The following is a 13180-nucleotide window of genomic DNA, read 5'->3' on the forward strand; positions in this document are numbered from 1 at the left end:
CCTTTTCCGTGCTCTTATCTCTTTTTTGGATTACAAGCGGCCATTCCGACCGCTCAAATCCTTCCAATTTTACCACGAACGGCCAGATTCGACAAAGAGGGGTGCGAAAGACACCCCCGTTTCTCTTTATTTTGCTTTTGCCAGCTGCTTTTTCTTCATGGCCACTGCGGCTGGGCGCAATTTCTGAGCGACCTGGTACAGACCCTGCACGTTCAAAAAGCGTGAGAACTTGCTGTCCAGGTAGACGATTGGAAGCAGGTTGTCGTCCCCAAATTCCGCCACGCGGCTCTGGAGTTTTTCGAACAGGCTCCACTCAAGAGGCGTTGCGCCGCCACCGAAGACGAAAATCACTTCGATAAATCCGCCCACGCGGCTGAACACTTTACTCACTTCACCTGCAACCACGTCGCCGAAGCGGCTTTCTTCGGATTGGTTCACGTTTTTCACATGCGTCCACTTTTTCTTGGTGAACGGCGACGGCTCGTTGTGAATCAGTTCAGCAAGTTCCTTGCGTGACTTGTATGGATACCCCTCTTCCTGAAGTTTAGAAAGAGTGGATTCCAAAACCGAACCGTAACCCTGATTCATCGTAGAGCTCGCATCCGAGTTGAACTTCCCGTTTGAGAAGACAGCAAAATCAATTGTACCCTCTCCGATGTCAATCCCGAGCGTGTTTTTCGCACTCACCAAATCCCGGCCCGTAATGCCGTCCAGTTCCCCGTTCGGGAATCTCTTCACGGCTTCTCTGTAGATCATGTCCAGGAACGCATCTTTAGCGAACATCAGGCCGTACTGGGCACTCTCGCCTTCGTTTGCCACATACGCATGTTCAAACAGGATTTCGATATGCACCGGACGCTCGAAGTTATGGAACGTGACCATGTGCGGCATGCCATCGTTCAGGTACTTCTGGCGGTAGACTTTCGCGTGATGACGGTGTTCTCCGATCGGAAGGGCCGTCGCGAGATCCACTTTTACCTTTAACTTATCGGACGCAGGTAGGCTCTTGTTCTCGTCATAGTGCGCATACAGGCGGTCAGCTGCGATCGTCGCAAGGGCAAGGACGCCAGAGAGATCCACTTCCGCTTTCCCGATGCGGGCAAACACGTCGAATTCTTCTAAGTTAAGCCCTGACTTTAGCGCGCGTTCTCCGAACAGGCGGCGCTCTGTAGAACGGACGAGGGGGCTTGAAAAGCTCACGTCCATCTGATTGATGATGTCGCTCATGAAGGTACCCACTTCATCGTCGCCAAGCGGCGTATGATGTGCCGTGTTGAACTGTTTGACGGCGATTGACGGGAAAACCCTCACCAAACCGTTGATATTTGCTTTCACATACCCGTTTCCTAAATCCAGACCTGCTGTGATGGCTGCTGTCATAATCGCATCCGCTCCTTTTTTGTGAGTTCATACGCAGATTCCTGCGCTTTATCTGTTTTATTTGCTGAATGTGCTCCCAATGTCGTTCATCATGATCGAGACGGGATCGTATTCGGGTTCTGCATCTTCATCCGGAAGCACGTCGTCCTCCTGCTGCATCAGATCCGAGAGATCAAGCGGCAATTCTTCACCCGAGGGCTCGTCCGAATCGAGCAGAACCTCGTCTTCGACGTCCAGAGCTTCCTCCTGGAGTGCGAGTGGTTTTTGTTCTTTATTTATAGACGGTGCGGCTTGCGCTTGGTCAACCGGCGTGATGATCGGTGCAGCCTTTCGCACCGGTGTCGGCGCGGGTGCTGGCTCATGCGTGTCGTAAAACGTTTCACGCTGGCTCAAGTGGGCCTTGATGACATCCCCTTCGCCGTATTTATGGATCGCATCCACGATGATGAGCTGCAGGCTCGTTCCGAGATCGGACTGGGCATCGAGCCAGTCGTTGAGTTTCTTGGACTCCGGCTCCCAAAACGAGCGCCGCTTGCGTTTTTTCTCGCTCATGTGGTGTCTCCTCCTTTCGGTTCGGTTGTTTCTTGGTTGTTCGTCCCTTTTTCGGGCGTTTTCTTGGACCGGGCGTACTCGGTCAGCTGATGGGCGAGCCCGAACCGGACGGCTTCGATCGGTGTGTGGCCGTTCGCGATGCGGGAGAGCGTCGACTCGGCAATGCCGAGGTCTTTGCTGATTTTATATCGGCTGATTCCACTTTCGTGAAACAGCCAGTCGATTAAACGGCTGTCTGCGTCTACCATTGGATTCACCTGCTCTATTTATTCGCTATTTGCCTATACACACAGTATATCACGATACTTGCATACACGCAAGTATAAATAACATAAATTACCATTTGTCGTTAGGAGAAACGTTGATTCTGGTAAATAAAAAAACCCATCACAGATGGGTGCATGGAATCTTCTATTTTGCGGCGCATGCGATAAAGAATGAAGCAATGATAACGATAACAATCGGTGCATAGAGGACAAATAGCGTTGGTGAAAAAATCGCACTAAATAACCGTTTTTTACTCTTATATTGGCCAACACGTAATGAAAAATTAATTTGATCGTTATTTAGGTTGATGACGTGCTGATAGAGCTTTACATACGCTCTTTCCTGGTGAAGAAAATAGCCATCGAGCCCCCAAAATACGACGGCCGGAATCAGAGACAAGAGTATAAAGCCAGCGTTCATGTCTTTGACGTTCGCGAAAGCAAATAAACCGACCACTAAAGTCACAGTCCACCCTTTCAAGTAGAAAGAATTTGTCGCCATGCGGGATATTACGTTTTGAATCATCTCAAGATGTCTCATTTTTTCTTCCAATTGCGGCCATCTCCTTGAATTTTAACTTTTATATGTGCGAAGGTCGAACTCTAGCACACCTTTTCTAGTGTATAAAAGGTCTAACGGGTGCTGCCAAGATCTATCCCGCTCTCTAACGTATTTCGTACGCCACCCATCGAGGTCAGACGTAGACAATTTAATCAAATGGTTGAGGTCTACGGTATAATTGATGGTCAAATCCTTTTTCTCATCGGAATGTTCAAATTTAGCAGATTTCGTTAGTATTTCATGTCTCTCCGGTCGGACTGTCCGTAGCATCGTGGACATCGCGATTTCATTGTAAATCCAAGGAGATTTCGTTCTTTTTTCAATGACATCTTTAGTAGAAAGGGAATTTGGGGTGTTAATAAAGATGAGACACTCCGCTTTGTCCATCATTTTCGCTAATGCTCCCGAGAGCATCATATGGACGTGACTCGTAGAAAAGTTCCTCTTGTTGTAGTCGTATGTCGCACCGGTCTCATTCTTGCAGTATTCTTCATCAATCTTTTTTAAAAGATTGTCAGCATAACCCCAAACAGCAGAATCTATAAATGCATTCAATCCGAAATTATCCTTCAGCATGGCTGCAAATGCGAGAGTGAGCCTCTGATCTCCGTGAGAGTGAGAAAGAAAAATGTCTGCGTCCACTTCCGGAAACCAATCATCCTGCAATGCCACCCCATCTATGCTCCCATCTGCTAATAAAAAGCCATCCAGCTCTTTTTCGATATGCGCTTTCTGCTCATTGAAGATCGTTTCGCCTGAGCCAATATAATCTGAAAGAAATCTTTCATCCAAACCTACTAAATTAAAACCAACAAACATCTTAAAAGCCTCCCTTTGTCATACGTCAATCTTTCTGCCAAAACAAACTTAACCGTAAATTACTAATCTTGTCAATACAGGAAAATCCAATCATAATGAGGATGCCGAGATCAGCATCTATATAATAGAAGAAACACGAAAAAAGGCCGCCTCATTCGGCCGCCTGATCCTGCATCGTTTCTGCTTCTTTTCGTTTGTTTAATTCTTTATATAAAAGCGCCTTGCTTACACCCGTCTCCTGTGTGATTTGTGCAACCGTCAATTCCTGGCGATCATACAGTTCGAGCGCCGCCGCGACTTTCTTCGCACTCATCTTCGGGCGCCCTCCGCGGCGCCCTCTCGCACGGGCTGCAGCAAGACCTGCAGCCGTCCGCTCCAGGATCATGTTGCGTTCAAGTTCCGCCATCACCCCGATCATGCCGAACATGGCACGACCCATCGCGGTTTTCGTATCGAGCTGCTCGGAAATGCTGAAAAGCTCCACGTCTTCTTCCTGGAGACGGTCGGCGATCTCGATCAGCTGCTTCAAGCTCCTGGCGAGCCGGTCGAGCTTGTAGACGACGAGCGTATCACCGGGCCGTAAATGTTCGAGGCACCTCGCAAGCTCTGCCCGGTCCCATTTTCCACCAGATTCTTTTTCTGAGTAAATTCTCTCTGCGCCTGCTTTTTCCAAAGCGTCGATTTGAAGATCCAGGGACTGATCTTTTGTCGATACCCGGGCGTACCCGATTTTCATACCAAAAACCCCCTTTTTTCTGCTTTTATCGTACACAAAACGTATGGAGCCGTCAACATAGAAAAAAGAACGGGTTTAAATACGTGTGAACGACTTTGTAGACGATTTGCCACAAAACAAGTTCCGGTGTCTATTTAACATCCGTTTTGTAGACGGACAAAAAATACAGATATTGTAAATGATTTCGGTAACGTATTACGGTTTTTGATTCCGTAACATGTAACAGTATTTTTTTCTGAATTATTCAAAGAGGTATAAATTTTGAATAGTTTGTCAATAATGATACTAACCGTGGAATACCGACTTTTTTTCAAAAGGTCTTTTCTATTAATTTTTTTGATAGTGAGTAGGAGACTTCTATTTTTATGAGAACAAATGATTAGCACCATTTGATCCAACGTATGTGTCACGGCTTAACAATCGTGGGCGCAGCTCTATCAAGAGCTTCCGAAGAATGGGGGTGGTCAGCCAAACGCGGATTTGCAGCGGTTAGATCCAAAAATTTTCTGCTAATGCCTCCGACCTCGACCTAGTCTTGACCGAACGCATTTTCGACCATAAATCCGCTTTGCTTCCCCTAGTGCGGTAGGGCCAAATCGTTTACAATGTGGGTGTGGGCAAACCGGTGTCGAAAAGAAGCAATTTTAGAAACGGAGCTCAACTTGATATAATAGTAAGGGAAGGATGGAAAGGGGTGATGCGTGGAATTAGGCAAACAGTTGAATCAAATGATGCTGTTTGCGGTAATACTGATTAATAGATAGAAAAGGATCCGCATTGCTATCGTTTTTAGGTGAACGTTTATAAATCAACGGTAGAAAACGGGGCGGACTTCCGATACAATTAACCACATCAGCATAGAATGTTTTGGGTCAGCACCCCGCCATACTTTTTTTGAAAGGAGTGGCTGCGGATGCTGGAAGCCGTTGAGCTCATCAATAATCTGGTTGAGCTGTACAACAATGTCAACGCCATGTCGGATTCGGATTCAGGCGTTTTCTACTTGGCTGAGTTGTTGCTGAAAAAGTACAACAATCAACCCAAAACACCACGGAACAAACCGCGTAAGAAGAAAAAGCGAAAAAGACGCAACAAGAAAAACTGACTTAACGGTAATTAAGTCAGCTTCACAAAATCTCTTATGGAATTCTTCACTTAGCTTCACTGGCGGGTCAGTCCAAAACCACACCATGAACGGTTAGAAAATCAGATGTTGGCGCATCTTGATTTTCTTTTTTTTTTGTTATTTCAAGTATACCGTTTTCTATTTTATTTTCAAAGCATAATTCCGATGAGTATCTTAGATACATTCTGCGGAACAGGCACATGTTTCACATCCAACACTTACCACATTCAGACATCAACTTCCAATGATATGATGAATGGTGAGGTGATAACCATGTTCGTTTCCCCTATGCTGCTTCAAAAAGCCGATGCTCCATTTGAGGACGAGAATTGGATCACGGAACTAAAACTGGACGGTATTCGCCTCTTGCTCTCAAAGTTTGACGGGAAAGTGAAACTGTACACCCGTCACCATAATGAGGTCACGTCTAAGTTTCCGGAGCTACACTCGATTTCGATCCCGGACGGAACGATTCTCGATGGAGAGCTAATCGTGCCAGGTGAAAAAGGAAAACCTGACTTTGAAGCCATGATGGAACGGTTTCAATCAACGAAATCACAACACCAGATTCAATTTTGTGTGTTCGATATAATCTATTATGAAGGTCAAGTCGTGAATCTAGCGCTATACGAACGAAAACAGCTCTTAGAACGACTGATACCAGATTCCGATGTGCTATGTACGTCTAAATGGATATACGGGAATGCCGGTGCTTATTTTGATCTTGTGAAAGAGCAAAGCCTTGAGGGCATCGTTCAAAAGAGAGCCGACTCCAAGTATCAGATCAATAAACGATCGGATGACTGGCGAAAGGTGATCCATTATCAGTACACAGATGCCTTTATCCTTGGTCTCAGAAAAGATAAATTCGGACTCTTGCTCGGTGTTGGAGAACCGTCACGCTTACGCCCTGTGGGTGTGATGGAGTTTGTGACAAACCAAGAGCGTAAACGTTTTTACAGCATGTACAAAGAATTCGTCACCGGCGAAGATAAGACCTTCATTTATCTTCAACCGCAGCTGCGCTGTGAGATCAAATTCAGAAACTGGACGAAATCAGGAAATCTTCGGATTCCCTCGCTTGTCCGCTTCTTAGCATAAAGTCTACCCATCGGGTAGGCTTTTTATTCGCAGCAAACATTCGCTTGGTAATTAAATAAGAGGGGAAATCAACAATTCCCACCCAGATAACCCGAGCGGGATGAAAAATTTAGCAATTTTATTCGATTTCGCTTCAAAAGTTGTTAGATTTGAAATTCTTCTTTGATATAATGTTGGTACGAGAAGCGACCTGTCCTTTCATTCTCCAATGAAAGGAGTGAGGGCCGGTTGGCACGCAATAACCCCAATAGCAACACCAACCAATGCCCCCTAAAAAGGGCAACCGCCTATAAAACCCGCAAAGAGGGACAAGCACTTGTGCTTAGAGAACTAAAATGGCCGATTCTAGCAATCGTACTCATCTTAGGAATCACCTTCATGTTTTTTGCGGGCGTTGACCTGTCACAAGTGGGGGATCTCATCTCATCCACAGACGGACTGGTTAACATAGACACGCAACCAAAGCCATAACAATCTCCGCTTGACCATATCATATGGAGATTCATTGGTTTTATGCATCGCGTTTTCACCGGGCCTGGACAACCCGGAGCCGCTTTCTCGTACGGACATTGCAGGACAGGGTGTGAAACTGTGGGTCCCCCAGTGATTTTGGAAGATAGCACAAAAAGAAAAGCCCGGCAGTTGGACGACTGCTCGGGCTTTTTCTTTCTTTCTGCTTGCATTAGGGTTCTCGGAACGTCTAATCCAAGCGCTGCGCTGTGTATGTGACCTAACAACACATACATAAAACGTACTGGATCTGTGAGCTCCAAAGCGGCTGACGGACAATCAGCTTTTGGGTTCAGTTGGCTGGATGAATCTATTTGCAATAACTCCCTACTTAAAGTATATCACGATGAGCTTGATTGTAAACCTAAAAGTTGACCGGGGTCATCTATATTCCCCTTTTGCGAGCATATTCATGACAGATTGCATGAGACGGCACACTCTCACACCTTTAAAAAAGAGCCGCAACCCCTTGCCGCACATATCTGCAGTTAACTATGATTATTTAGAACACTGTTCTAAATAATCTATTGATATACCGATCCTAGTTACCAAGGAATTGAAAGAATTCAAACAAAGTGCCATAAACCGTTGACAGCATAGCGTTTTTATACGTAAAACGGAAAAACCAGCGGTTTATGCGAGAAACCGAGCAGATACCTATTCGATTATTGGGTAGGGTGGTTGGAGTTGTCCCCGAAAGGGGGTGATTCCATGACAACTTTCCAGGCGCTTACGCTTATGATCTCTTTCTCCACGATGGTCATCGCGCTGATCGCGGTCGTTGTCGCTATTTTTAACGCAAAAAAATAGCCCCCCCTGTTCGACCGGGTGAGGGCTACGCTTAGCTTCCAGATTCGATGACACCAATCCCCTATCGGAAGAATGGGTATCGATGACCACAGTTCCCAGCTGTGGTCATTTTTTTTGTGATTTGTTACCTGCATCATACCACATGCGGCCATACGAATTCAAAAGGCGCGTCACTCAGACCGGTACCGCGCAGCAAGTCTCTTGTACGAATCGACCGACGACGCATGATGGTCCAGCAGCGCGCGCAGGTTATCGGCTTCCATTCCCCGGATCGCCAGGTCGTTCATCTCTTTTTTCCCAAGCCGGAATGCGTGCCGGTGGATAAACGTCGGCGCCCCTTCAAACGTAAGCTCTTTTAATGGATTGTCACTGAATGCATCGGCGAGGATCTCCTGGGTGTTGACCGGGAGCGATAGGCTTGAGAGCCGATTGTACCGAAACGCCGCATGCGGGATCGTAAACAGATTCTTCCCAAGTCTTACACTCTCCAGATGGTTGTACGTAAACGCGCCGTCTTCGATCAAGGCGACCGTGTCCGGGATATAGACCGTTTTCAGCTGGTTGAACGCAAATGCGTAAAAACCGATAACGGACAATGTCGGCGGGAAGACAACAGACCTCAAGCCCTTGTTCCAGAAGGCTTCCGGCCCGATGGATGTCACTTCCATCCCATCGATATAAACCGGGATCACGACATCCTTTTCTTCTCCGTCATAATCAATGATCTCCCTCCGGAATTCATCAAATCGAAAATGCTTTTCATTAGTCGTCATAAATAATGCCATCCCCACACTCTCCGCTCTCCGCATAGTGATTATTCTAATGGGTTGATTTTACCACAAAATCACAGAAAAGGGGTGCAATGACGTGCGCAAACTCACTTACCGGCTGCAGGATACCCTCTGAACGCATCTACTTTAATTTGATCTTTTCTGACCTTTTGATTTTTTAGCAGAGTCGAAATAGATGTAACCATAGACGGCAATCCTGCAACAAAATAATGACTGTCTCGTTTGTCGTCTGTGATGTAATTTTCAATAGCAGCTGTGAGTGTTTCTCTTTGTTGATGGTAATACACATCAATAATTCATATAATAGTTTAATTATATTTATTGTTTTACCGCAGAATATCTCTCGAATAATTCCACTGACATGTTTAAGATACTCATTGCCTTTCTCTTTGTAAATAGATAAATCATCAATTTTATTAAGAACCTCTAATGCTCGATCAAATTCTCCCATATTAAACAGTGTGAGGAAAGATATGTACATTAAATGATGTTTTTCAGAATGAATATAGCTTCTCGAGCCTGTTTCTAATTCCATAGAACTACTAATTAATTTATTTAATTTATGCTTGTAATATTTAGTGTGCAATATTACATTAAAATAATTAATATCTACACAATCCGGAGAGCATTCTTTTAATATTTGCAGCTTATTTTGCAGGTCGCCCCACCTTCCAACTTTGACATAGCTATTGCAAAGTACAACTAATACTTCAGGAAGATATTTGTGGTAATCAATTTCTTTGGTGAAATTAGCAATAAAAAATTCCAATTTCTCTATAATGATATGATCACAAATAGTTTTATTGCTATGATCATTCTCATAATAACTCTTGGCAGCTAAATCTCTGGCATAAAAATAGTACCACTTAGGACGTTGTGGCTCTTCAATTAACATTCTCTCCAGCAACCTTATATTTCTAAATAGTTTCTCTTTTCCAGATATTATTTCTTTGGAATAGCCATCGTGGAAGAATTTTATTTGAGTCATTACATGTTCTGGGTTTTCTCCAAATGAAGTTAATGGCTCTTCATGAATTCTTCCGGAAAATTTTATACCGGAACTCTTTTTAAAAATTCTCATTAAGTTGTAATGCTTACCACCGTTGATTTCTTCAACAATTGGGCTAAGGCAAAACGTTTGCTCGCTAGATATTACACTCTCTACAACTTTTATAACACTCTTTATTTTACCTTTATATTGGGCATCCAAGAATTCATCAGCATCTACAAATAACACCCAATCATATTCAGCTAATTCTAAAATATAATTCCTTGGCTCCGAAAAATCGTCGTTCCATTTCTTTTCAAAAATCCTAACAAACGGAAATTTATCCCTGACCAAATCTAACGTCCCGTCTGTAGAACCACTGTCAATCAATATAATTTCATCCACATCATCCTTTACGCTATTTATGCATCTCTCTATGCATCTTGATTCGTTATAAGTCATAATCCCACAAGTAATTTTGGGATACGATAGTAGCCTGTACCTATCAATATCTATTGAGTTAATGTTCATCTTAATTCCATCAGATACTTTTTCAAGTAACGATAAGTCTTGGGCGAATAAATAGTTATCACTACACCTGTCAAAACCACTCAGATTATTCATAATTTTTAGTCCACCTGTTTTAGGGTTTGTTATTTATATCGCAGCTGGCAATAAAAGACTTTAGTTTTTTTTCAGACATATAGCCTACATTTCTCTTCTTTTCAATTCCATTTTCGTAACATAATAGAGTAGGAGTCTCCATAATATTCTTACTATCATATAGTTCTCTATCTCTATTATCTTCTACATCTAAATTAACAGCATGAATTTCAACATCTTCCTCTTGTATAACATTATTCAAGACAGGTTTAAACTCTTGACACGCAGGACATGATGTCGCATAAATATAAGAAATAAACGTATTCTTCTTTTTAAGATTTTTTTCATACTCATTCGTAGATATATTATTATATAGTGGCTTATCTTCAGTTATATTACTAATTACTAACGCAATTATGAATATTGATAATGTTAAAGAAACACCAACAACAATAATTTTTTTCATGCCATCTGCCGCTCCTTAGTTATAGCTTTTCCATCATTAAATTCAAAAATTTTATCAAATTTTGATAGATCGTCTACATTATGAGTAATAACTATTGTGATACAATCAAGTCTTTTTAGATTTTCTATTATCTGGTTTCTGGTGTTAACATCAATGTTCCCAATCGTTTCATCTAAAATAAGAACATCCGGATTAGAAATTAAAGCCCTTGCTAAAATTAGCACTTGCTTTTGACCAAGCGATAAGTTTTTTGCATTTTCCTCCAAACGATAATTCAATCCACCAGGAAGAGTATTAAGTACATGATCAAGGCAAGAAGCCTCAAGTGCCTTTCTTAATACACTTGGATCCTTTTCTTTTCCTAAATTAATATTCTCCAGTACGCTATCTTTAGTGAAAAATGATTCTGGCGAGACATATTTTATTCTATCTCTAAGAGATATATCGTCTATTGTATTTATATCTATTTTATTTACATACACACACTCATCAGACACATCAAGAAGTTTTGTGATAATTTTAGCAACCGTTGACTTTCCACAGCCACTGCTTCCAACAAATGCAACAAATTCACCATGCTTTATATCAAGATTAAAATCATTCAAGATATTATTACGACCACTATAAGTGAAATTAAGATCCTTTATTTCTATTTCATGAATAACATCTTCAATTTTTTTAGTATTGTGACTATCTTTAGTTGGATAATTTATTATCTCAAAAAAGCGTTCTGCTGCAACAATTCCTTTTTGGACCACTGGTTGTAAGTTAACTATATTCTCAGCCGAACCTGCAAAATACACTAACAGGGCGTTGAAGGTCAATAGTGCTCCAAAAGACATTTCATCTAAGAATATTTGTTTTGTCCCCATCCACAAAATAAAAACACCGAAGACTGACTGTATTATTTTTTTTAGAAAAGAACTAAAGTTTACCGTATTGTCTTCTTTGATAAAATTCCCTAATAGCTTTTCATATTTATCATTCGTCAGCTTATTAATTTCGATGTGTTTATTCAAACTTTTAATACTCTCAATATTCCTTACTACCTGAAATAAATAACTATCCATATCTGCATGCTTTTCCATAACGGTTCTGTTTTGCCTTTGCAATCGATCGAAAAACAGATATGAAAGGGTTAAATATAACCCAATAGGTACCAGAGATAACAGGAATAAGTTTTCGTTTTGATAATATAGAAAAACTCCAGATAAAATAAACAAAAAGAAATCAATTATAACAGTAACAACAAGCATACTGACAACATCTCTTAAAGTGAGGGAATCATTGAACCTTGAAATCATTTCTCCCTCTTGGCGAGAAGTGTAAAATTTTGGAGGGAGCTTAAAAAGTTTGGAGAAGTACATGTTTGCGAGTAATTTTTCGAAGCTCCGACCCACTCTGATCACCAAAAATCCCCTGATGTAATCAATAAGACTCTTTAATATGGCAATCGAAATAAAAACTGTAGAAACCACAAAAAGTGTATGATCTAGGTGGTTAGGGAGTATGTAATCAGCTAAAATTTTTATATAAAATGCACTAGCTACTGACAATACCATCAAAAGAATAGAAAAAACGGAAATTAAAAGGACTAAAAGCTTATGCTGTTTACAAAAAAACTTAATCAATTGAAACAAATACGATTTTTTCCGCACACTCGAAAAAGTCTTATTCCCATTTGATTTTGGTTGTGGCATTAATATAAGTTCCAAGTAACTATCAATAAAAGTATCTAATTCTATGTATTTTAAGTCACTTTCTCCAGGGTCACTAATTAAAATTTTGTTCTTTTTAATACTGTAAACTACCACATAGTGATATAGTTCTTCCTTTTTTACGTAAGCTATACATGGAGCGTTAATTTTTTTTACAAATGAGACAAATTCCGATTTTTTAATCTTGAAACCTTTGCAAGAAAAACCTAATTTTTCAAATCCACTAACCACATCCGATGCTTTTGTACCATAAGCATTAGTATTTATAAAATCTCGAACAGTAGTTAAGTTATAGTCTAACCCATAATAAAACAATATAGTTGAAACGCAAGCAGCCGCACAGTCATAAGAATCTTGCTGCCTGACATGAGTTAGTTTTTTTTTCATAATCAGCCCACACCTTGAATTATTTTTTATAAAAGCCCTACCAAAGAGGCAGGGCTTTTCTCATAATTATTAATTAATCATGTGCATTGATTTCGCCAAGTTTGGCAAACGATAGATTGAGAGGCACTACTAACACCTGTGATGCATTGTAGCCAAAGAGATTCGCAATATGCAGATGCGCCACCTACCATCTCATCCAACTCTTCCACATTTAAGGTATCATATTCGTTTTCTAAAAGTTTAAAGTCTTCCAAATGTCTCTTCCTCCCATTTATAAAAGAATTAGGCAAGCGCTTACCTTACAATTAATGCTATATCATTCATAATATGGAAGTCAACACAAAAGTAAATATCAAACTTTAAGC

General features: G+C 41.5%; 13 protein-coding genes. 3 read left to right on the top strand and 10 right to left on the bottom strand.

Annotated features, from left to right (window positions below; translation table 11 throughout):
• Positions 1-126 precede the first annotated feature (126 nt).
• From RKD52_RS21425 to RKD52_RS21450, 6 genes are all read right to left on the bottom strand, one after another.
• Positions 127-1380: a hypothetical protein gene (locus RKD52_RS21425; protein WP_454101416.1), complete on the bottom strand. Its 1254-nt coding sequence runs from the start codon at positions 1378-1380 to the stop codon at positions 127-129.
• Between the two features lie 57 nt (positions 1381-1437).
• Positions 1438-1932 carry a hypothetical protein gene (locus RKD52_RS21430; protein WP_454101417.1) on the bottom strand — a complete coding sequence of 165 codons (495 nt, stop codon included), beginning with the start codon at positions 1930-1932 and terminating at the stop codon, positions 1438-1440.
• Complete coding sequence (locus tag RKD52_RS21435; RefSeq protein WP_454101418.1) at positions 1929-2180, bottom strand: hypothetical protein; 252 nt, start codon at positions 2178-2180, stop codon at positions 1929-1931. The genes RKD52_RS21430 and RKD52_RS21435 overlap by 4 nt, the downstream gene beginning before the upstream one ends.
• A gap of 163 nt (positions 2181-2343) precedes the next feature.
• Positions 2344-2751, bottom strand: coding sequence for a hypothetical protein (locus RKD52_RS21440; protein WP_454101419.1), 408 nt, complete (start codon positions 2749-2751; stop codon positions 2344-2346).
• A 21-nt stretch (positions 2752-2772) separates the two neighbouring features.
• The gene (locus RKD52_RS21445; RefSeq protein ID WP_454101420.1) at positions 2773-3579 is read right to left on the bottom strand and encodes a hypothetical protein; all 807 of its coding nucleotides are present in this window, start codon (positions 3577-3579) and stop codon (positions 2773-2775) included.
• Positions 3580-3730: 151 nt separating this feature from the next.
• On the bottom strand, positions 3731-4315 hold the full coding sequence (locus RKD52_RS21450) for a recombinase family protein (RefSeq protein ID WP_454101421.1): 585 nt from the start codon (positions 4313-4315) through the stop codon (positions 3731-3733).
• A 913-nt stretch (positions 4316-5228) separates the two neighbouring features.
• On the opposite strand from RKD52_RS21450, the gene RKD52_RS21455 reads away from it, so the two are divergent.
• The 3 genes from RKD52_RS21455 (at position 5229) to RKD52_RS21465 (ending at position 7862) form a co-directional block, all read left to right on the top strand.
• Positions 5229-5420, top strand: a complete 192-nt coding sequence (locus RKD52_RS21455; protein ID WP_454101422.1) for a hypothetical protein — start codon at positions 5229-5231, stop codon at positions 5418-5420.
• Positions 5421-5714: 294 nt separating this feature from the next.
• Positions 5715-6542 carry an ATP-dependent DNA ligase gene (locus RKD52_RS21460; RefSeq protein ID WP_454101423.1) on the top strand — a complete coding sequence of 276 codons (828 nt, stop codon included), beginning with the start codon at positions 5715-5717 and terminating at the stop codon, positions 6540-6542.
• A gap of 1221 nt (positions 6543-7763) precedes the next feature.
• Positions 7764-7862, top strand: coding sequence for a putative holin-like toxin (locus RKD52_RS21465; protein ID WP_454101424.1), 99 nt, complete (start codon positions 7764-7766; stop codon positions 7860-7862).
• A gap of 170 nt (positions 7863-8032) precedes the next feature.
• Here the strand turns inward: RKD52_RS21465 and RKD52_RS21470 are convergent, their stop codons facing one another.
• The 4 genes from RKD52_RS21470 to RKD52_RS21485 all read right to left on the bottom strand — a co-directional run bounded on the left by RKD52_RS21470 (position 8033) and on the right by RKD52_RS21485 (position 12815).
• Entirely contained in the window at positions 8033-8647 is a 615-nt protein-coding gene (locus RKD52_RS21470; RefSeq protein ID WP_454101425.1) for a leucine-rich repeat domain-containing protein, read from the bottom strand.
• Between the two features lie 163 nt (positions 8648-8810).
• Complete coding sequence (locus tag RKD52_RS21475; RefSeq protein ID WP_454101426.1) at positions 8811-10265, bottom strand: glycosyltransferase; 1455 nt, start codon at positions 10263-10265, stop codon at positions 8811-8813.
• 19 nt (positions 10266-10284) lie between these two features.
• Entirely contained in the window at positions 10285-10710 is a 426-nt protein-coding gene (locus tag RKD52_RS21480; protein ID WP_454101427.1) for a thioredoxin family protein, read from the bottom strand.
• Complete coding sequence (locus RKD52_RS21485; protein WP_454101428.1) at positions 10707-12815, bottom strand: peptidase domain-containing ABC transporter; 2109 nt, start codon at positions 12813-12815, stop codon at positions 10707-10709. The genes RKD52_RS21480 and RKD52_RS21485 overlap by 4 nt, the downstream gene beginning before the upstream one ends.
• Positions 12816-13180 lie beyond the last annotated feature (365 nt).

The organism is Metabacillus sp. SLBN-84 (assembly GCF_053629595.1).

Excerpts from the sequence above, each read along its gene's own strand:
- RKD52_RS21425 (WP_454101416.1), bottom strand. The coding sequence starts at position 1,380 with ATGACAGCAGCCATCACAGCAGGTCTGGATTTAGGAAACGGGTATGTG.
- RKD52_RS21430 (WP_454101417.1), bottom strand. The coding sequence starts at position 1,932 with ATGAGCGAGAAAAAACGCAAGCGGCGCTCGTTTTGGGAGCCGGAGTCC.
- RKD52_RS21435 (WP_454101418.1), bottom strand. The coding sequence starts at position 2,180 with ATGGTAGACGCAGACAGCCGTTTAATCGACTGGCTGTTTCACGAAAGT.
- RKD52_RS21445 (WP_454101420.1), bottom strand. The coding sequence starts at position 3,579 with ATGTTTGTTGGTTTTAATTTAGTAGGTTTGGATGAAAGATTTCTTTCA.
- RKD52_RS21450 (WP_454101421.1), bottom strand. The coding sequence starts at position 4,315 with ATGAAAATCGGGTACGCCCGGGTATCGACAAAAGATCAGTCCCTGGAT.
- RKD52_RS21455 (WP_454101422.1), top strand. The coding sequence starts at position 5,229 with ATGCTGGAAGCCGTTGAGCTCATCAATAATCTGGTTGAGCTGTACAAC.
- RKD52_RS21460 (WP_454101423.1), top strand. The coding sequence starts at position 5,715 with ATGTTCGTTTCCCCTATGCTGCTTCAAAAAGCCGATGCTCCATTTGAG.
- RKD52_RS21465 (WP_454101424.1), top strand. The coding sequence starts at position 7,764 with ATGACAACTTTCCAGGCGCTTACGCTTATGATCTCTTTCTCCACGATG.
- RKD52_RS21470 (WP_454101425.1), bottom strand. The coding sequence starts at position 8,647 with ATGGCATTATTTATGACGACTAATGAAAAGCATTTTCGATTTGATGAA.
- RKD52_RS21475 (WP_454101426.1), bottom strand. The coding sequence starts at position 10,265 with ATGAATAATCTGAGTGGTTTTGACAGGTGTAGTGATAACTATTTATTC.
- RKD52_RS21480 (WP_454101427.1), bottom strand. The coding sequence starts at position 10,710 with ATGAAAAAAATTATTGTTGTTGGTGTTTCTTTAACATTATCAATATTC.
- RKD52_RS21485 (WP_454101428.1), bottom strand. The coding sequence starts at position 12,815 with ATGAAAAAAAAACTAACTCATGTCAGGCAGCAAGATTCTTATGACTGT.